Origin of the sequence: Paenarthrobacter sp. 4246, from assembly GCF_040546855.1 — a bacterium.
In the GTDB taxonomy this organism is placed as follows: domain Bacteria; phylum Actinomycetota; class Actinomycetes; order Actinomycetales; family Micrococcaceae; genus Arthrobacter.
Genome location: NZ_JBEPOP010000003.1, coordinates 122759 through 139517, shown reverse-complemented (window position 1 = coordinate 139517; position 16759 = coordinate 122759). Strand labels below are relative to the sequence as shown.

Here is a 16759-nt window from a genome sequence, read left to right as displayed (position 1 = left end):
GCGGTCCCGTCCGAGTTTACCCGCCCCGGCCGCGGCTCCCGCCAAGTAGCGGAACAAGCGATGCCTGTATCAGGCGGTGGTGACGCGGACGTACAAGTCCTCTTCCGACGGCGTCCATTCTGCGGGGTCGGCGTCAACCTGCTCACCGGTGCGGATGTCCTTGACCTGGTGCTTGCCGTCGTCGTCGGTAAACCACACGAACGGGATTCCGCGCCGGTCGGCGAACTTGATCTGTTTGCCGAACTTCTCGGCCTTCGCAGCAACTTCGGTCGCGATGCCCCTCCCCCGCAGTTGTGCCGCGATATCCTGCGCCGCAGACCAGCTGTCGTCCGTATTCAAGGCAACCAGGACCGCTGTAGGGACCGAGCGCGATGCCGTCGCCAGTTCCTGGCTGAGGATGCGCGATACGAGCCGCGTCACACCGATGGAAAGGCCGACTCCGGGGAACTTGCGGTTGCCCTTGCTGGCCAGGGCGTCATAGCGGCCACCGGAGCAAATGGAACCGAGCTGTTCGTGGCCCACCAACACGGTTTCGACGACAGTTCCGGTGTAGTAATCCAAGCCGCGGGCGATGCTCAAATCGGCAACCACCTTGCCCGGGGCACGCTGCACGGCCGCTTGGATGACCTGCTCCAGCTCGTTGAGCCCTTCCTCCAGGAGCTCATCGGTGACGCCCAAAGCGCGTACCTGCTGGACGAAGGAGGTGTCTTCAGTGCGGATACTTGCCAGTTCCAGGGCCAGTCCGGCTTGCTCGTCCGTGGCACCGAGCTCGCTCTTCAACAGCTCGGCCACCCTCCCAGCGCCGATCTTTTCCAGTTTGTCGATGCTGCGCAGGACCCCGGCAGTGTCCGTCAGGCCGATGCCGCGATAGAAACCCTCGGCCAGCTTCCGGTTGTTGATCCGGAGCCGGAAATCAGGAATCGGCAACGCGCTCAGTGCCTCGGCAATGACCAGGGCAATCTCGACGTCGTAGCGGAACGGAAGCTCGCCGTCGCCCACCACATCGATGTCCGCCTGGGTGAACTCACGGGCGCGGCCTTCCTGCGGCCGCTCGCCACGCCAGACCTTCTGGATCTGGTAGCGGCGGAACGGGAATGCCAGGTACCCGGCGTTCTCCACCACGTAACGGGCGAAGGGAACAGTCAGGTCGAAGTGCAGTGCCAAGGCGTTGGGATCCGCTTTATCTGACTTCGCAGCCTCACCCTCGTCATCCTGGAGCCGGCTCAGCCCGTAAACCTCTTTGTCGATCTCGCCTTTGCGGAGCAGCTGCCCCACAGTTTCCACTGCCCTGGTCTCGATGGACGAAAACCCGTGCAACTCGAACGTCTTGCGGAGCGTATCCAGCACATGGAGCTCCACCAACCGCTCCTGGGGAAGCCACTCGGGGAATCCGGACAGGGAGGCGGTACGTGCCATGGTGGAAATGTCTCCTCGAAGAAAGCTGACGCTGTTACAGGACCCACAGCTTTAAAACGCCCGTACGGCGTTTACAGGGCGGGCGTCCAGCCGGTCATGCATAAACTATGTGCGGCAGCCAGTTTATGCTTTCCGCGCGTGCACATCTAATGCAGCATGCCCGGGTTCCTGTCGGCGGCCCCGGAAGTGGACACAATCAGGAGGACTCTTGGCAACAAGGTCGCGGGATGACCGCGAAGCGAAACGTCGCATCAGGCAGATGGAAGCCAAGCGTGCCCTGCGGCAGGAACAGGGCAAGCGGCGCAAACGCGACAACACCATCGCCATCGGCGCGGGTACAGCGGCAGTGATCCTCGCCGTCGTGCTTCAACTGACCGTCTTCAGCTCCAACCCCACCGAGGCTGAGTTCGCTGCTGCAGAAGCGGGCCTTAGTTCTCCGTCCGCTTCCCCGTCTGCGTCTGCGTCCAACAGTCCGGACGTTCCCAGCCCGGACACGGCCGCTGGAAAAACGTTCACCGGCGAGCTCGCGCTGAACAGCGGAGTGGTGGGCGTTGAGCTGAACGGAACGGCTGCACCCCAGGCCGCGGCAGTGTTAAAGTCGCTCAGCGACTCCAGCTACTACAACGGCAAGTTCTGCCACCGCCTGACGACCTCGGAAACCTTCGGGCTGCTGCAGTGCGGCGCCCCCTCCGAAGACGGCGCGGACGACCCCAACTACCGCTGGGGTCCGTTGGAAAACACGCCCGCAGACAACAAGTACCCCGCGGGGACAATTGCAGTGGCCCGCAGCGGGAACAATGCCTACGGCAACGGACACCAGTTCTTCATCGTCTACAGGGACACCACCATTCCAGCTGACACGGCCGGTGGATACACCGTAGTGGGCAAGGTGACCAGCGGGTTGGACGTGGTCACCAACATCGCCGCCGCAGGACTGAAAACCGGCGAAAGCACCAGTGACGGCGCCCCTGTGGCACCTGTCACGATAGACTCGTTTTCTCTGAAGTAACCAACTCCAGGCCCCGGCCCGGGGTGCATTACCTGAGCAGTCCCTCCAAGCGAAAGACTTTTAGCGGTGACAGACAGTCAGAAATCCGACGAAACAGCAGTAGTGGCCAACGAAGAAGAAGCCGTCGAGGCGACCAGCCCCGACAATGTGGAAACCTCAGTGGCGCCGGCAGCTGCACAAGAACCAGCGCCTGTTGATCAGGCAGCAGCCGGGACCGGGACAGCAGCCGGGGACAACCCGGCACCTGCCGGGACGCCCGAGGCACAAGCAGCCGCAAGTGAGCCGGCCGCACCGCGACCTGCCCCGTCAGCGGCCCCGACCCCTGCAGCTCTTGCGGCCCGCCCCAAGGCTCCTGCCGCCGTCGTTCCCGCTGCCCCGGCCGTGTCCGCCGCATCGCTCGCCGAGGCAGCCAAGTGGGGCCGTGCCGAAGGTGACGGCCACGTGTTCCTGACGCTGGATGGTGAGGAGATCGCCGTCGGCCAGTACCCAGGTGTCAGTCCCGACGAAGCCCTGGGGTACTTCGCCCGGAAGTTCGACGACATTATTGCCCAGGTTGTCCTGCTGGAACACCGTGTCGAATCCAAGGCCCCGGCCACGGACATGCAGAAGACTGTCACTCATCTCCGCGAACAACTTGCAGAGCGCACCATGGTGGGCGATATCCGGTCCGCTGAAGCACGCCTGGATGCCCTTTCCACCCAGATCGTGGAGCTGGAGAAGTCAGAGAAGGCAGCACACGAGGCTGTGCGGGCCGGCGAACTCGCTGCACGTGAAGCGATAGTGTCCGAAGCCGAATCCATTGCCGGGCAGGATCCTGCCCAGATTCAATGGAAGACCTCCAGCGCCCGCATGAACGAATTGTTTGAAACCTGGAAGGCGGCGCAGAAGAGCGGCGTACGTTTGGGTCGAAGCAACGAGGACGCATTGTGGAAGCGGTTCCGTTCGGCGCGCACCGTTTTTGACCGTCACCGCCGCGCCTACTTCTCTCAACTTGACAGCAACAATTCCGCGGCGAAGTCAGCCAAGGAAGCGCTGATCGCCGAGGCCGAGGCCCTCTCCTCTTCCACCGACTGGGGATTCGCCGCAGGTGAATACCGCAGGCTGATGGACCAGTGGAAGGCCACCCCCCGGGCGAGCCGCAAGGATGACGACGCACTGTGGGGCCGGTTCCGCGCCGCCCAGGATGTCTTCTTCAGCAACCGCCAGGCAGCCAACGACCAGATCGACCAGGAGTACACCGCCAACCTGGTGGTTAAGGAGCAGCTCGTAGCCGAAGCGCAGGCCCTGCTTCCCATCAAGGACCTCAACGCGGCCAAGAAGGCCCTCCAGTCCATCAGGGATCGATGGGAAGATGCCGGCAAGGTTCCCCGTGGGGACATGGGACGCATCGAGGCCGGACTCCGCAAGGTTGAAGACGCCGTCAAGGAAGCCGAAGAAGAGAAATGGCGCCGGAGCAACCCGGAGACCAAGGCACGCACCAACAGCGCCCTCTCGCAACTCGAAGCTGCCATCGCCGGCCTCAAGGATGACCTTGAGAAGGCTGAAAAGGCAGGCGACCAGCGCCGTATCAAGACTGCCCGGGAGGCTTTGGAGGCCCGCCAGGCGTGGCTGGACCAGATTCAGCGCTCTGCAAGCGATCTCGCTTAGCGCTCCTGGCTTTGGCAGTACCGCAGGCTCCGTTCCGGTTATCCACATAACCGGAACGGAGCCTGTACTGGTTGCGCGGCCGCGCGGAATGATCAGTGGATGGACCCCGCTGTCGCCGCCCCGCACTTATCGGAGCCGGCCATCCCAGAGCTTTACTCCCCCCACCGGATCTTCACATGGAACGAACTCCAAAGCATGGCCTTCGACGGCATCCTGCTGCCGCTCTACGGGAAGAGTTACGCCTCGCCGGGCACCGCGATCACCCATCGCCTCCGGGCACGCGCAGCAGCCCTCACAGTTCCGGAACGGATCCGGACCAAAGTAGTAGCCGGCCGCCTCACGGCCGCGTGGATCTACGGGTGTGCGAACCCTCCGGAGCGCCTGTCACTCCTGGTTGATGCGAAGCACCGCATTTCAAGTCTCCGCGGAAGCACTGCCTGCAGCCTCCATGAGGTGCGGCTGGGTCAGATGGACGTCGTAAGTCTTGGCGGGATGCTGGTGAGCAGCCCGCTCCGCACCGCAGCGGACATTGCCTTGCACGTGGAAAGTGACCGCGCCTTGCCTGCCTTGAGGCGCCTCCTGGCCAAGGAAGATTTGGGAATCCGCTTGAGACTCCTCACGCTGGCCGTGGAGGCAGCACCGCGCGTTCCCCACAAGCGGCGTGCGCTGGCCACCCTTGCACACCTTGCCGCCGTCTAGCTGCGCCGCCTGTTACCCGTGGTGCGGTAGACATCGAAGACGCCATCAATACGGCGCACGGCATTCAGGACGTGGTGCAAGTATTTGGGGTCGCCCATTTCGAAAGCGAACTTTGAGATGGCAACCCTGTCGCTCGAGGTGTGCACCGAGGCAGCGAGGATATTCACGTGGTTTTCGGACAAAATCCGCGTCACGTCGGACAACAAGGATTTACGGTCCAATGCCTCCACTTGGATTTCCACCAGGAAGACGCTCGACTGTGTGGGGGCCCATTCCACTTCCACGATTCTGTCCGGCTGGTCCCTGAGTCCCGAAACGTTGGTGCAATCGGTCCGGTGGACTGAGACACCCGAGCCGCGGGTGACGAATCCCAGGATGGGGTCCGGCGGAACCGGTGTGCAACAACGGGCCAGTTTGACCCAGACGTCGCCCACACCGCGGACGATGACTCCGGAGTCCGAGAATTTGGATTTTGCAACCTGCGTCGGAATGCTGACTTCGTCGAGGTCTTCATCCGGAGTCTCGTGGCCTCCCAAGTGCTCGACGAGTTTTTCCATCACGGACTGGGCGGAGGTATGTCCATCACCGACGCCTGCGTAGAGACCGGAAATATCCACGTAGTGGAAGTCTTCGGCCACCGCAGACAAGGCATCGTGCGTCATCAGGCGCTGCAACGGCAGGTTCTGCTTCCGCATGGCCCGCGTCAGCATGTCCTTGCCGCGATCGATTGCCTCTTCGCGGCGTTCCTTGGTGAACCACTGACGGATCTTGTTACGTGCACGTGCCGACTTGACGAAGTGTTGCCAGTCTTGGCTGGGACCGGCTCCTTCAGCTTTGGACGTGAAGATCTCCACCCAGTCGCCATGGTTCAGCTCGCTGTTGAGCGGGACCAATTTGCCGTTGACGCGGGCACCGATGGTCCTGTGGCCGACCTCCGTGTGGACGGCGTAGGCAAAATCGACGGGAGTCGATCCCGCGGGCAGAGCCATGACCTCACCCTTTGGGGTGAAGACGAAAACTTCGCGTGCATTTATCTCATAACGCAGGGAGTCCAGGAACTCGCCGGGGTCCGACGTTTCCTGCTGCCAGTCCACCAAGGACCTCAACCAGCCCATGTCCCCATCGCGCGGGCTGCCGGGGCCCTGCGCCGTGCGGTTTGGCTGGTCCTTGTATTTCCAGTGCGCTGCCACACCGTACTCGGCCCGGCGATGCATCTCATGGGTTCGGATTTGGATCTCCACGGGCTTGCCGCCCGGGCCGATGACCGTGGTGTGCAGCGACTGGTACATGTTGAACTTGGGCATGGCGATGTAGTCCTTGAACCGCCCCGGAAGGGGATTCCATCGCGAATGCAAGGTACCCAGGGCTGCGTAACAGTCCCGGACCGAGTCCACCAGGACGCGCACGCCCATGAGGTCGTTGATGTCGTCGAAGTCCTTATCCCGGACGATCATCTTCTGGTAAATGGAATAGTAGTGCTTGGGACGCCCGGTAATGGTCGCCTTGATCCTGGCTGTGCGCAGATCATCTGCTATCTGGTTGCGAATGACACTGAGGCTCTTTTCGCGCTCCGGCGTGCGGTCCCCCACCATGCGCACGATTTCCTCATACACCTTGGGGTACAGGGCAGCGAAGGACAGGTCTTCGAGCTCCCACTTGATGGTGTTCATGCCCAGGCGGTGAGCCAATGGGGCAAAGATCTCCAGCGTTTCGCGAGCCTTGCGGGAGGAGGACTCAGCGGAGACAAAGCGCCACGTTCGGGCGTTATGCAAGCGGTCGGCCAACTTGATCATCAGGACCCTAATGTCCTTGGCCATGGCCACAACCATCTTGCGGACGGTCTCTGATTGCGCGGCTTCGCCAAAGCTGACCTTGTCCAGCTTGGTCACGCCGTCCACCAGCATGGCAACCTCGGGACCAAAATCGCGCGTCAGGTCAGCGAGTGTGTAGGGGGTGTCCTCCACGGTGTCGTGAAGCAACGCCGCTGCCAGAGTGGTGCCTGTCATTCCGAGTTCAGCCAGGATAGTGGCCACGGCCACCGGGTGGGTGATGTAGGGATCACCACTCTTGCGTTTCTGGCCCTGGTGGCTTCGCTCCGCAACGGCGAAGGCCCGCTGGATCAGGTCAAAGTCCTCTTTGGGGTTGTTGGCCCGTACTGTCCGCAGCAAAGGTTCGAGGATCGGAGAGTACGGAGCCACACCACGCCCGGTCAGACGGGCCAGACGGGAACGTGTACGCTCCCGACGCCCCGGGAAGGTTGGACGCGCGCCAGGGGTATCCACCGGAACAGCTCCCGCAGTCCGTCCAGCCATGCTTGTTGCTGGAACCGCCACAGCATTGTGGCCGTCTTCCCCGCCCGCCGGTGGTGCCGACGTCGCACGTTCTTCCACAGAAGTACCCCTCACAACCGAATAATTCTCTAAGTCTATTCCCGTAAGTGAATGCTTCTGCAAATGGGCAGCACATGACGCACGGGACGGGCAAGTCAAAAAGCCGGTCCCCGCGAAAGTGCGGGGGCCGGCTCTTTGGTCAAACAGAGGCGTTGCGACGGGTCTAGACGGTGACGTCGGCCCGGCGGTGGGCTACCTTCTTGGCCTGCTTTACGAGTTCCGGTTCACCTTGGCGCAGCCAGGCGTACAGGGGCGCAGCAATGAAGATGGTGGCTGCCGTACCGATGAGGATGCCGACGAACAACGCCAGCGAGAGGTCACGCAGCGTGCCCGCACCCAGCAGACCGGCTCCGATGAAGAGGATAGCTGCCACCGGGAGCACGGCCACCATCATGGTATTGATGGAGCGGACCAGTGTTTGGTTGACGGCCAGGTTGACCTCTTCGGCGAACGTACGGCGGGTGGAAGTGGAGATATCGGCCGTGTTCTCGCGGATCTTGTCGAAGACCACCACGGTGTCGTAGAGCGAGTAGCTCAGGACCGTCAGGAAGCCGATGATGGCCGACGGCGTCACCTCGAAGTCGCTCAAGGCGTAGACACCCGCTGTGGTGAACATCGTGACAAGCATGCCCACGAGAGCCGACAAAGACATCTTCCAGGTTCTGAAGTACAGCGCCATCAGGACGGCAGCCAAACCTACAAAGACCACCAGGCCGATGAGTGCCTGCCTGGTGACATCCTGTCCCCAGGTGGGGCCAACAAAGTTGGACGTCACTTCATTCTCGGTAACGCCATAGGCGCTGGTAAGGCCATCCTTGATGCGGTTGGTCTCATCATCAGTGAGCTGGTCGGTTTGGATCCGCATGGTGTTGCCCGCGACGTTTGCCACGCGGGGGATGGCGCCGGGTACGACGTCGTGCACAGCCTTTTCGCCGAGGCTGGCGTCCGTGGTGCTCACGTTGGAGACGGTGAACTCCGAGCCGCCCCGGAATTCGATGCCAAGGTTGAAACCACCCTTGGCCACCGGAATGAGGATGGACAGGGCCACCGCGACGGCCGCAATGATGAACCAGATCTTCTTCGAATTGACGAAGTTGTACGAGCGCTTGCCCGTGTACAGCTCATGGCCGAAGGTTGCGAAGCTCGTAGTCATTACTTCTCCTCCTTGGTTGCCTTGGAGGAACCAGTCAACTGGCCCTTCTCGGCAAGGCGCCGTTCGGCGATGGTCATGCGACGTTCAGCTTCGGCCACTGCCCCGGTGTTCCGCGCACGAACAGCCGTGGGCTTCTCATCAGGTGTACGGAGCCGTCCCGCGCCACGGTACAAGGGCACTGCGCCAAGACGGTCCGGGGAAAGGCCTGAGAATCGGTGACCTTCCCCGAAGAACTTGGTGCGTGCCAGAACCTGCAGCATGGGGTGGGTAAACATGAACACCACCAAGAGGTCGGCAAGGGCTGTCAGGCCCAAAGTGAAGGCGAAGCCACGCACGTTGCCGACAGCCACGAAGTAAAGCACCAGGGCAGCAAGGAGGTTGACTGCCTTGGAGGCAAGGACAGTTCGCTTGGCCCGCTTCCATCCGTTTTCGACGGCTGATACCAGTCCGCGGCCTTCGCGCAGTTCATCGCGGATGCGCTCGAAGTAGACGATGAACGAGTCAGCGGTCTGGCCGATAGCCACGATCAAACCAGCCACGCCGGCGAGGGAGAGTCGATAGTTCTCGGTCCACCCGAGGATCGCGATGGCCAGATAGGTCAAGACTCCGGCCACCACCAAGGAGGCGATGGTGACAAGGCCAAGGGCCCTGTATTGGAAGAGGGAATAGACCACCACCAGCAGCAAGCCGATCATGCCGGCCAACAACCCGAGCCGGAGCTGGTCGCCACCCAGGGTGGCCGAAATCTGCTCTTGTGACTGGATCTCGAAGCTGATGGGCAAGGCACCGTAACGGAGCTGATCGGACAGCGCTTTGGCGGTTGCCTGCGTGAAGTCACCTGTGATCTGCGGGCGTCCGTCCGTGATCACTGCCAGGGAACGCGGAGCGGAAATGACTTTGTCATCCAGGACAATGGCGAACTGGGACTTTGGATCGTCAGTTCCTTGCGCCTGGGCCGCCACATAGTACTGGTTGAGCCGCTCGGTGACGGCCTTGAACTTCTCGGTGGCATCCCCGTTGAAGACGATGTTCACGCCCCAGGAGTTGGTGACCGAGCCCTGGGCGCCCTGGACCTGGGAGAAGGTTGAGTCGCTGATGTCCTGGCCCCGGACTTCTACCGGTCCAAGGATGTACTTGAGAGCCGGCGTCGTGGCCGTGGCAGCTTCGCAGGTTACGAGGGGCTTGGCCGGATCGGAGCGTTCACGCCGTTCAGTCGAAGGATTGACGCAGTCAAGTGCTTCGAATTCCTTCTGGACTTCCGGGGTGATCCAGTTGACATCACTCGCGTTGGCCGGGGCCGCCGTCGGCTTGTTCAGCTGGTCATCCGGCGTGCGTGATTCCACAGGAACGGCCGCGGGATCGCCATAGGTAATGACAGGCCGGAAGTTCATGTCGGCCGAAGCCTGGATCAAGTCGCGGGTTTCCTTGGAAGGTGTGCCCGGGAGGCTGACCACCACATTGCGGCCGGACTGGGTGCTGATCTCGGCTTCAGCAACGCCAGAGCCATCAACTCGCTGACGGATGATGGCAACTGCCTGGTTGAGCTGTTCTTCGTTGATCTCGCTGGATCCGTCAACCCTGGGCGCCAGGATCATCTGGGTACCGCCCTCAAGGTCCAAGGCAAGCTTGGGCGCCCAGCTGGCATTACCAGTCAAAACTCCGCCACCCAGGACAGCGGTGAGTACAACGAATATTGCTCCAAGCCAGGTCAGCACCCTGCGGGCTGAATTTTTGGGGCCGGTCCGTGCCATTATCGATCTTCCTGTTATCGCCGGACAGCCGCCGGCCAACGCTTGTGAGCGTCTGCCGGCGGCTCTCAGCTGCCGTAGAAGTTGCCTTGCGCGGGGGTGCCGCGCCTGACGATCCTAGTTGTCCTTCTTGTCCTCTTTGTTGAGGCGCGCGATGGTTTCTTCGGGCGTCTCAACTGCGGCAGGAGCCTCAGCATCTGCGGTAGTCAGGGAAGAAGCGTCGTCCGGCACAACCGGGGCTTCCTCAGCGGGCGCTTCGACTACCTTGGTGACGGCCTGGCGGTGAACCGTGGCCTCGTTACCCGGGGAAAGTTCGATGACAACCTTGTTCTCGGCTTCGTCGATGGAGACGATGCGGCCAAAGAGACCGAAGCTGGTCATGACGTCGACGCCGGGAGCGAACTTGGACTGCATTTCAGCCTGCTGCTGCTGGGTCTTCTTGTTGCGGCGGAACATCATGAAGACAAAGAGTCCAAGCATGACGAACAGCAAAATGGTCATTGGATCCACAGGGAAGTTCCGTTCTGTACTTACGTTTTGGTTCACGGCAACGTCCCTGGCAGATCCGCGAGGCGGCTGCATGGATCAAGGACTCGAACGTGCCGAGCGTCATACCAGTCTAGAGGGAAAAGCTGAACACGGCGTGTTAACCGATGGTATCTACGCTTTCGGCGTGGTTTTCATCCTCACCGAAGAGTGCCAGGGCTTCCTGGCCAAAGACTCCGGCCGGCACGGCGTAACCGAGGTGTGTCCACGCTGAAGCCATGGCGATACGGCCACGCGGCGTGCGGCCGAGCAGTCCTTCACGCACCAAAAACGGCTCGGCAACGGTCTCCACCGTCTCCGGCTCCTCTCCCACGGCAATCGCCAGGGTGGACAATCCCACAGGACCGCCATTGAACTTGGTGATGAGCGCTTCCAGCACGGAGCGGTCCAGCCGATCCAGTCCCCGCGCATCCACTTCATACATGTCCAAAGCCGCTGAAGCCGACCGGGCGTCAATCTGGTCAATGCCGTGGACCAGGGCCCAGTCACGGACCCGGCGGAGGAGACGGTTGGCAATTCGTGGGGTACCACGCGATCGGCCGGCGATCTCCGTAAACCCAGCCGAGTTCACCTTCAGGTCCAGCAGGCCTGCAGATCGACGAAGGACAAGCTCGAGTTCAGCCACCGAGTAAAACTCGAGGTGACCTGTGAAGCCGAAGCGATCACGCAACGGACCCGGCAGGAGGCCGGCACGGGTGGTGGCTCCTACCAGCGTAAACGGGGGCAACTCCAAGGGAATGGCCGTAGCACCGGCTCCCTTGCCCACCACAATGTCCACCCGGAAGTCTTCCATGGCCATATAGAGCATTTCCTCTGCCGGCCTGGACATCCTGTGGATTTCATCCAGGAACAGGACCTCCCCTTCGGACAGGGAGGAGAGGATGGCGGCGAGGTCTCCGGCGTGCTGGATGGCGGGACCACTGCTGATACGCAGTGGCGCGTTCATTTCCGCCGCAATGATCATGGCCAGAGTTGTCTTGCCCAGGCCTGGTGGGCCGGACATCAAAACGTGGTCGGCACTGCGTCCGCGCATCTTTGAGGCCTCAAGGACCAAAGCCAGTTGCTTACGGACGCGATGCTGGCCGACGAAATCATGCAGGTTCTTAGGGCGGAGTGCGGCCTCAATGACCCGCTCTTCCGGCTCCTCTCCCCCATTGACGAGTGACTGCTCAGCCACGGCTGCCTACGCGGTTGCCGGCGCGTGCGCCGTCCTGGCCCAGCCACCGCAGTGTGGCGCGGAGGATCTGGGCCACGTTGCCGGCCTCCACCAGCTCCGGGGAGTCGGCCATGGCTTTGTCGATGCTGCCCGTAGCGTCCTTCTCGGACCACCCCAGGCTGGTCATGGCAGCGACCACCTGAGGTTTCCACTCGGCGCTGGTGGCAGCCTGGGCAGCAGTGGCTGCGGAGCCGGTGCCATGCGGAACCAGTTTTCCCGCGAGTTCCAGGACGATCCGGCCAGCGACCTTGGGCCCAATTCCGGGGACCTTGGTGAAAGCCTTGCCATCACCGGTGTGCGCTGCCACGCGGATTGCTTCAGGCTCGTGCACAGCCAGGACGGCCAGTGCCAGCCTCGGCCCCACTCCGCTGACGCTGAGCAAGACGTCGAAGACTTCACGTTCGTCGTCATCCGCGAAACCAAACAACGTGAGGGAATCTTCACGGACGATCATGGACGTAAAGAGCTTGGCTTCGGTTCCGACTTTGAGGTGGCTCAGGGTTTGGGGGGTGGCGAAGACGCTCATACCCGCCCCGTTGAGGTCAATGACGGCGGTGGACAAACCCACGTGGGCTACGGTTCCACGGAGAAAACTGATCAAGACCCGGCTCCTGAATGATTACGGCCCAAGCGGACTATCCGAACATATCTACGAATACCCTAGCAAGGTCGGTGGGGAATCACCGTGCGCGGCGCGCTTTGGCTTCGGCGTCGGCCCAGGCCTTCTGCGCCGGAGTCAGCGAACCGGCACCGGAAGACGCACCCGTTGTGCCCATTCCGCTGCCCGCCCGCCAGGCATGGGTCAGCGCCAGGGCCAGGGCGTCTGCGGCGTCGGCCGGCTTGGGTGGAGCATCCAGGCGCAGGATCTTGGTCACGAGTTTGGTGACAGCATCTTTGTTGGCCGTGCCGCTTCCGGTCACTGCGGCTTTGACCTCAGAGGGAGTGTGCAGGGCCACCGGAATGCCACGGCGGGCTGCCGCAGCGATCACCACGCCGGAGGCCTGGGCGACACCCATCACCGTGCTGACGTTCAGCTGGGAGAAAACGCGTTCGACGGCGACGACATCCGGCTCGTGCCGGTCCAGCCATTCATCAATCGCCTCAGCGATCACCAGCAGGCGCTTGTCCAAGGTCTGGTCAGCGGAGGTTCCCACCACTCCGACGGCCACCATGGTGGCCCTGCGGTTCCGCTCAATATCCACTACGCCGATGCCGCAACGGGTAAGGCCCGGATCGACTCCCAATACGCGAAGAGTCAACTCCGGGCCTTCCTTGTTGAAATCAACATTGGTTGCTGCCCCGCCTAGTCGGCGTCGAGGGCAGCCTGCACTTCCTCGCTGAAGTCCGCGTTGCTGTAGACGTTTTGGACATCGTCCAGGTCTTCCAGTGCATCGACGAGCTTCATGAACTTCCTGGCACCATCGACATCGAGTTCCACCTGCATGGACGGAACAAATTCGGCCTCATCAGTTTCGTAGTCGATGCCGGCGTCCTTAAGGGCGTCGCGGATGGCCTGGAGGTCAGAGGGTTCGGAATGGATTTCCCAGTTCTCGCCGCTGTCCTTCACTTCCTCAGCTCCAGCTTCCAGGACAGCCATGAGGATGTCGTCTTCGCTGAGGCCGTTCTTCGGCAGGACCACAACACCCTTACGGGCAAAGAGGTAGCTGACCGAACCGGGGTCGGCAATGGTGCCGCCGTTGCGCGAAATGGCGAGGCGGACTTCCGAGGCTGCCCGGTTCTTGTTGTCGGTCAGACATTCGATCAGCAGGGCAGAACCCTGCGGGCCGCGTGCCTCGTACATGATTTCCGTGTAGTCGACTACCTCACCGGTGAGGCCGGCACCACGCTTGATGGCGCGGTCGATGTTGTCGTTGGGTACCGACGTCTTCTTGGCCTTGGTGACAGCCAACTCCAGGCCGGGGTTGCCGGCGAGGTCCGGACCGCCCATACGGGCAGCAACTTCAATGTTCTTGATCAGTTTTGCGAACGACTTTGCACGCCTGCCGTCAATAATGGCTTTCTTGTGCTTGGTGGTCGCCCATTTGGAGTGGCCTGACATGCTTTACGCTTCTCCTCTGATCATTCGAATAAAGAGTTCATGCACGCGCTTCTCCCCAGTCACTTCCGGGTGGAAGGAGGTGGCCAGCAGGTGGCCGGAGCGCACTGCAACAATTCTAGCCACTCCGTGCAAAGTAGCTGTGTGGCTGGCGTGGTCAGGATCCACCTGCGCCAGGATTTCAACGTCCGGTCCTACGCGCTCCACCCAGGGACCGCGAATGAAGACAGCGTGAACGGGGTCCACGCCGGACTCCCCGGCACTGAAGTCCAGGCCCTTGAAATCGAGATCCGTTTCGAAGGATTCACGCTGGCGCCCAAAAGCGTTGCGGCGCACAGTGATGTCCAGGCCGCCGAAAGTCTGCTGGGGGTTCCCATTAAGGTCCTTGGCCGGATCGGCGATCTCATCGGCCAGCAGGATCATTCCGGCGCAGGAGCCGTAGACGGGAAGGCCGTCGGCAATGCGCTTTTGAATCGGATCGCGCAGTTCGAAAATCCGCGACAATTTGTCGATGGTGGTGGATTCGCCGCCGGGGATGATCAGGCCGTCAACATCGTCCAGCTCGGACGGCCGGCGGATGCCCACGCCGGTGGCTCCAGCGGCCTCCACAGCGTGGATATGCTCGCGGAAGTCGCCCTGGAGTGCCAGAACGCCGATCCTGAGTCCTGAACCCACGCGCGATGAAGCGTCGGAAAGGGGGTTGGTCATTGATCCATCATAGTGGGCTGCGCCTGCCGCGGCGTCTTCTGCGACCAGCGGGGACTCCCCTCAGTCCGGGTTCCATGCCCTGACTGGGATATATTACAGAGCATGCTTTCCTTCAGCGTCCCCCTCGGCAAGCTGGTCCGCACACTGTCCCGGCTTCGGGGCGGAGGATCAGCTTTTCCCGGCCTGGTGGTTGAGAAAATCGACCCCGGCTTCATGCAGCGAACGCTGGCCTCACTCCCCCACGGAGTGGCCGTGGTCAGTGGCACCAACGGCAAGACCACCACCACCAAGATGGTGGTGGAACTCCTCGAAAGCCAAGGCCTGAAGGTCTTCACCAACCGCTCCGGCAGCAACTTCACCCGCGGCGTGGCGGCCTCCCTCCTCGGTGAAGTTGACTGGCGCGGACGGCTAGATGCCGACATCGCCATCCTGGAACTCGACGAGGCCCATGCCGTGCACTTCGTCAACAAGGTCGAGCCCCGGTTCAGCCTCCTGCTCAATGTCCTGCGCGACCAATTGGATCGCTTTGGCGAAATCGACAAAACTGCCCGCTTACTGGAGCACATCGCCTCCAGAACCACGGATACCGTGGTCCTGAACCGTGAAGATCCCCGAGTGGCCCGGATCTCTAAGATCCTTCACGACGTTGATGCACTTCACCACCCCACCGTCCGGTACTTCGGCCTCGACGAATCCCTTCGCAGCACTTTCCCGAACGACGACGAAATGCGGACCACCGGCTCCGGGCCGTCGCCGTCCGGAACTCCGGTGGCCGCGGCGGAAGGTGAACATGTAGAACTGCCGGCCGCCGACGTCGTACTTCGCCGGGTAGGCGCGCAGGACGCCGATTTCGAGTTCGACGGCAAAACGGTCAGTACTGCCATGAAGTTGCGTGGGGTCTACAACATCTTCAACGCAGCTGCCGCCTTGTCGCTGGCGCGCGCGGTCCTCGGCACCGGCCCCGTGGACACCCCCAAACTTGTCAAGGCCCTGGGCGAAGTAGCTCCCGCCTTTGGTCGCGGCGAAAGCCTCACCGTGGATGGTCAACCCCTCGAACTTGTCCTGGTGAAAAACCCCAGTGGATTCCGGCTCGGACTCAAGTCCTTCCCTGCCGGTGGGTATGCCACCATGATTGCCATTAATGACAACTACGCAGACGGCAGGGACATGTCCTGGCTCTGGGACGTGGAGTTCGAGTCATTGCGCGAGGATGGCGTGGAAGTCCTCACCGGCGTCCGCGCCTACGACATGGCGCTGCGGCTGCAGTACGACGAAGTGCCCTTCGGCGTGGTGGAACCGGACATCACTGCCGCTCTGCGCGCCTTCATCAACGGCTCCCGCGGCAAACCCAAGCGAATTTTCTGCACGTACACCTCCATGCTCGCGATCCGTCGCGAACTCGCCAAAATCACCATAGTTGAGGTGGTCTCATGACCTCGGAAGTACAGCCAAGCAAGGGGACCCTGCGCGTTCTCCAGCTATATCCCCGCGAGATGAACATTTATGGCGATTGGGGCAACGCCCTGGTCCTCCAGCAGCGCATCAAGTGGCACGGCTACACACCGGAGTTGCTCGAATACAACGTGGGTGACGAGTTCCCCGAGGACATTGACATTGTGGTCGGTGGAGGCGGACAGGACAGCGGACAGGTGGTCATCCAGGACGACCTCCAGGATCGCGCGGAACAGCTCCGGAAACTGGCGGATGGGGGCGCCCCCATGCTGGTGATCTGCGGTCTCTACCAGCTTTTCGGCAAGTTCTTCAAGACCAGCGCTGGACCCATCATTCCCGGAATCGGCATCCTCGACGTCGAAACCCACGGCACGGATGAGCGGCTCATTGGAAACGTGATCATGAAGTCCACCGAGTTCGGGGACATTCTGGGCTACGAGAACCACAGCGGACAGACCACCTTGGGTCCCGGCGTCGAACCTCTTGGTACCGTCACCAAAGGTGCGGGTAACAACAGCAAGGACGGGCACGAAGGTGCGCGCTACAACAATGTGGTGGCCAGTTACCTGCATGGCTCATTGCTGCCGAAGAACCCCGCGATAGCCGATTTCCTCATCCGAACGGCGGCCGAGCGCAAGTACGGCACCTTCGTACCGGGGACGCCCGACGACGACTACGCCCGCCTCGCGCGCGAACACGCCGCGCGCCGGCCGCGGTAG

The 16759-nt window shown here is 61.9% G+C and carries 15 protein-coding genes; 5 read left to right on the top strand and 10 right to left on the bottom strand.

Annotated features, from left to right (window positions below; genetic code table 11):
* Positions 1-69 precede the first annotated feature (69 nt).
* Positions 70-1416 (bottom strand): histidine--tRNA ligase, encoded by a 1347-nt coding sequence (hisS, locus tag ABIE35_RS06015; RefSeq protein WP_354513246.1) that lies wholly within the window; start codon positions 1414-1416, stop codon positions 70-72.
* Positions 1417-1624: 208 nt separating this feature from the next.
* Here hisS and ABIE35_RS06010 point away from each other — a divergent pair, with 208 nt between their 5' ends.
* The 3 genes from ABIE35_RS06010 to ABIE35_RS06000 all read left to right on the top strand — a co-directional run bounded on the left by ABIE35_RS06010 (position 1625) and on the right by ABIE35_RS06000 (position 4771).
* Entirely contained in the window at positions 1625-2425 is an 801-nt protein-coding gene (locus tag ABIE35_RS06010) for a peptidylprolyl isomerase (RefSeq protein ID WP_354513244.1), read from the top strand.
* A gap of 66 nt (positions 2426-2491) precedes the next feature.
* Positions 2492-4072, top strand: coding sequence for a DUF349 domain-containing protein (locus ABIE35_RS06005; protein WP_354513242.1), 1581 nt, complete (start codon positions 2492-2494; stop codon positions 4070-4072).
* A gap of 99 nt (positions 4073-4171) precedes the next feature.
* Positions 4172-4771 carry a hypothetical protein gene (locus ABIE35_RS06000; protein ID WP_354513240.1) on the top strand — a complete coding sequence of 200 codons (600 nt, stop codon included), beginning with the start codon at positions 4172-4174 and terminating at the stop codon, positions 4769-4771.
* Here the strand turns inward: ABIE35_RS06000 and ABIE35_RS05995 are convergent.
* The 9 genes from ABIE35_RS05995 to pdxT all read right to left on the bottom strand — a co-directional run bounded on the left by ABIE35_RS05995 (position 4768) and on the right by pdxT (position 14588).
* Positions 4768-7161: a RelA/SpoT family protein gene (locus ABIE35_RS05995; RefSeq protein ID WP_207593686.1), complete on the bottom strand. Its 2394-nt coding sequence runs from the start codon at positions 7159-7161 to the stop codon at positions 4768-4770. The two genes, ABIE35_RS06000 and ABIE35_RS05995, sit on opposite strands and share 4 nt — an antisense overlap.
* Positions 7162-7324: 163 nt before the next feature.
* Positions 7325-8314, bottom strand: coding sequence for a protein translocase subunit SecF (gene secF, locus ABIE35_RS05990; protein WP_354513238.1), 990 nt, complete (start codon positions 8312-8314; stop codon positions 7325-7327).
* Positions 8314-10065 (bottom strand): protein translocase subunit SecD, encoded by a 1752-nt coding sequence (gene secD / locus ABIE35_RS05985; RefSeq protein ID WP_354513236.1) that lies wholly within the window; start codon positions 10063-10065, stop codon positions 8314-8316. The genes secF and secD overlap by 1 nt, the downstream gene beginning before the upstream one ends.
* A 114-nt stretch (positions 10066-10179) precedes the next feature.
* Positions 10180-10563 carry a preprotein translocase subunit YajC gene (gene yajC / locus ABIE35_RS05980; protein WP_198318222.1) on the bottom strand — a complete coding sequence of 128 codons (384 nt, stop codon included), beginning with the start codon at positions 10561-10563 and terminating at the stop codon, positions 10180-10182.
* A 145-nt stretch (positions 10564-10708) separates the two neighbouring features.
* The gene (gene ruvB, locus ABIE35_RS05975; RefSeq protein ID WP_354226999.1) at positions 10709-11785 is read right to left on the bottom strand and encodes a Holliday junction branch migration DNA helicase RuvB; all 1077 of its coding nucleotides are present in this window, start codon (positions 11783-11785) and stop codon (positions 10709-10711) included.
* A complete protein-coding gene (ruvA, locus tag ABIE35_RS05970; protein WP_354513232.1) occupies positions 11778-12425 on the bottom strand; it encodes a Holliday junction branch migration protein RuvA in 648 nt (215 codons plus the stop codon). Before ruvA ends, ruvB begins: the two co-directional genes overlap by 8 nt.
* 79 nt (positions 12426-12504) lie before the next feature.
* The gene (gene ruvC / locus ABIE35_RS05965) at positions 12505-13083 is read right to left on the bottom strand and encodes a crossover junction endodeoxyribonuclease RuvC (RefSeq protein ID WP_354513230.1); all 579 of its coding nucleotides are present in this window, start codon (positions 13081-13083) and stop codon (positions 12505-12507) included.
* Between the two features lie 44 nt (positions 13084-13127).
* The gene (locus ABIE35_RS05960; protein ID WP_089595251.1) at positions 13128-13883 is read right to left on the bottom strand and encodes a YebC/PmpR family DNA-binding transcriptional regulator; all 756 of its coding nucleotides are present in this window, start codon (positions 13881-13883) and stop codon (positions 13128-13130) included.
* Positions 13884-13886: 3 nt separating this feature from the next.
* The gene (pdxT, locus tag ABIE35_RS05955) at positions 13887-14588 is read right to left on the bottom strand and encodes a pyridoxal 5'-phosphate synthase glutaminase subunit PdxT (RefSeq protein ID WP_354513228.1); all 702 of its coding nucleotides are present in this window, start codon (positions 14586-14588) and stop codon (positions 13887-13889) included.
* Between the two features lie 102 nt (positions 14589-14690).
* On the opposite strand from pdxT, the gene ABIE35_RS05950 reads away from it, so the two are divergent.
* The gene (locus ABIE35_RS05950; protein ID WP_354513226.1) at positions 14691-16022 is read left to right on the top strand and encodes a MurT ligase domain-containing protein; all 1332 of its coding nucleotides are present in this window, start codon (positions 14691-14693) and stop codon (positions 16020-16022) included.
* Positions 16019-16759 (top strand): type 1 glutamine amidotransferase, encoded by a 741-nt coding sequence (locus ABIE35_RS05945; RefSeq protein WP_354513225.1) that lies wholly within the window; start codon positions 16019-16021, stop codon positions 16757-16759. The genes ABIE35_RS05950 and ABIE35_RS05945 overlap by 4 nt, the downstream gene beginning before the upstream one ends.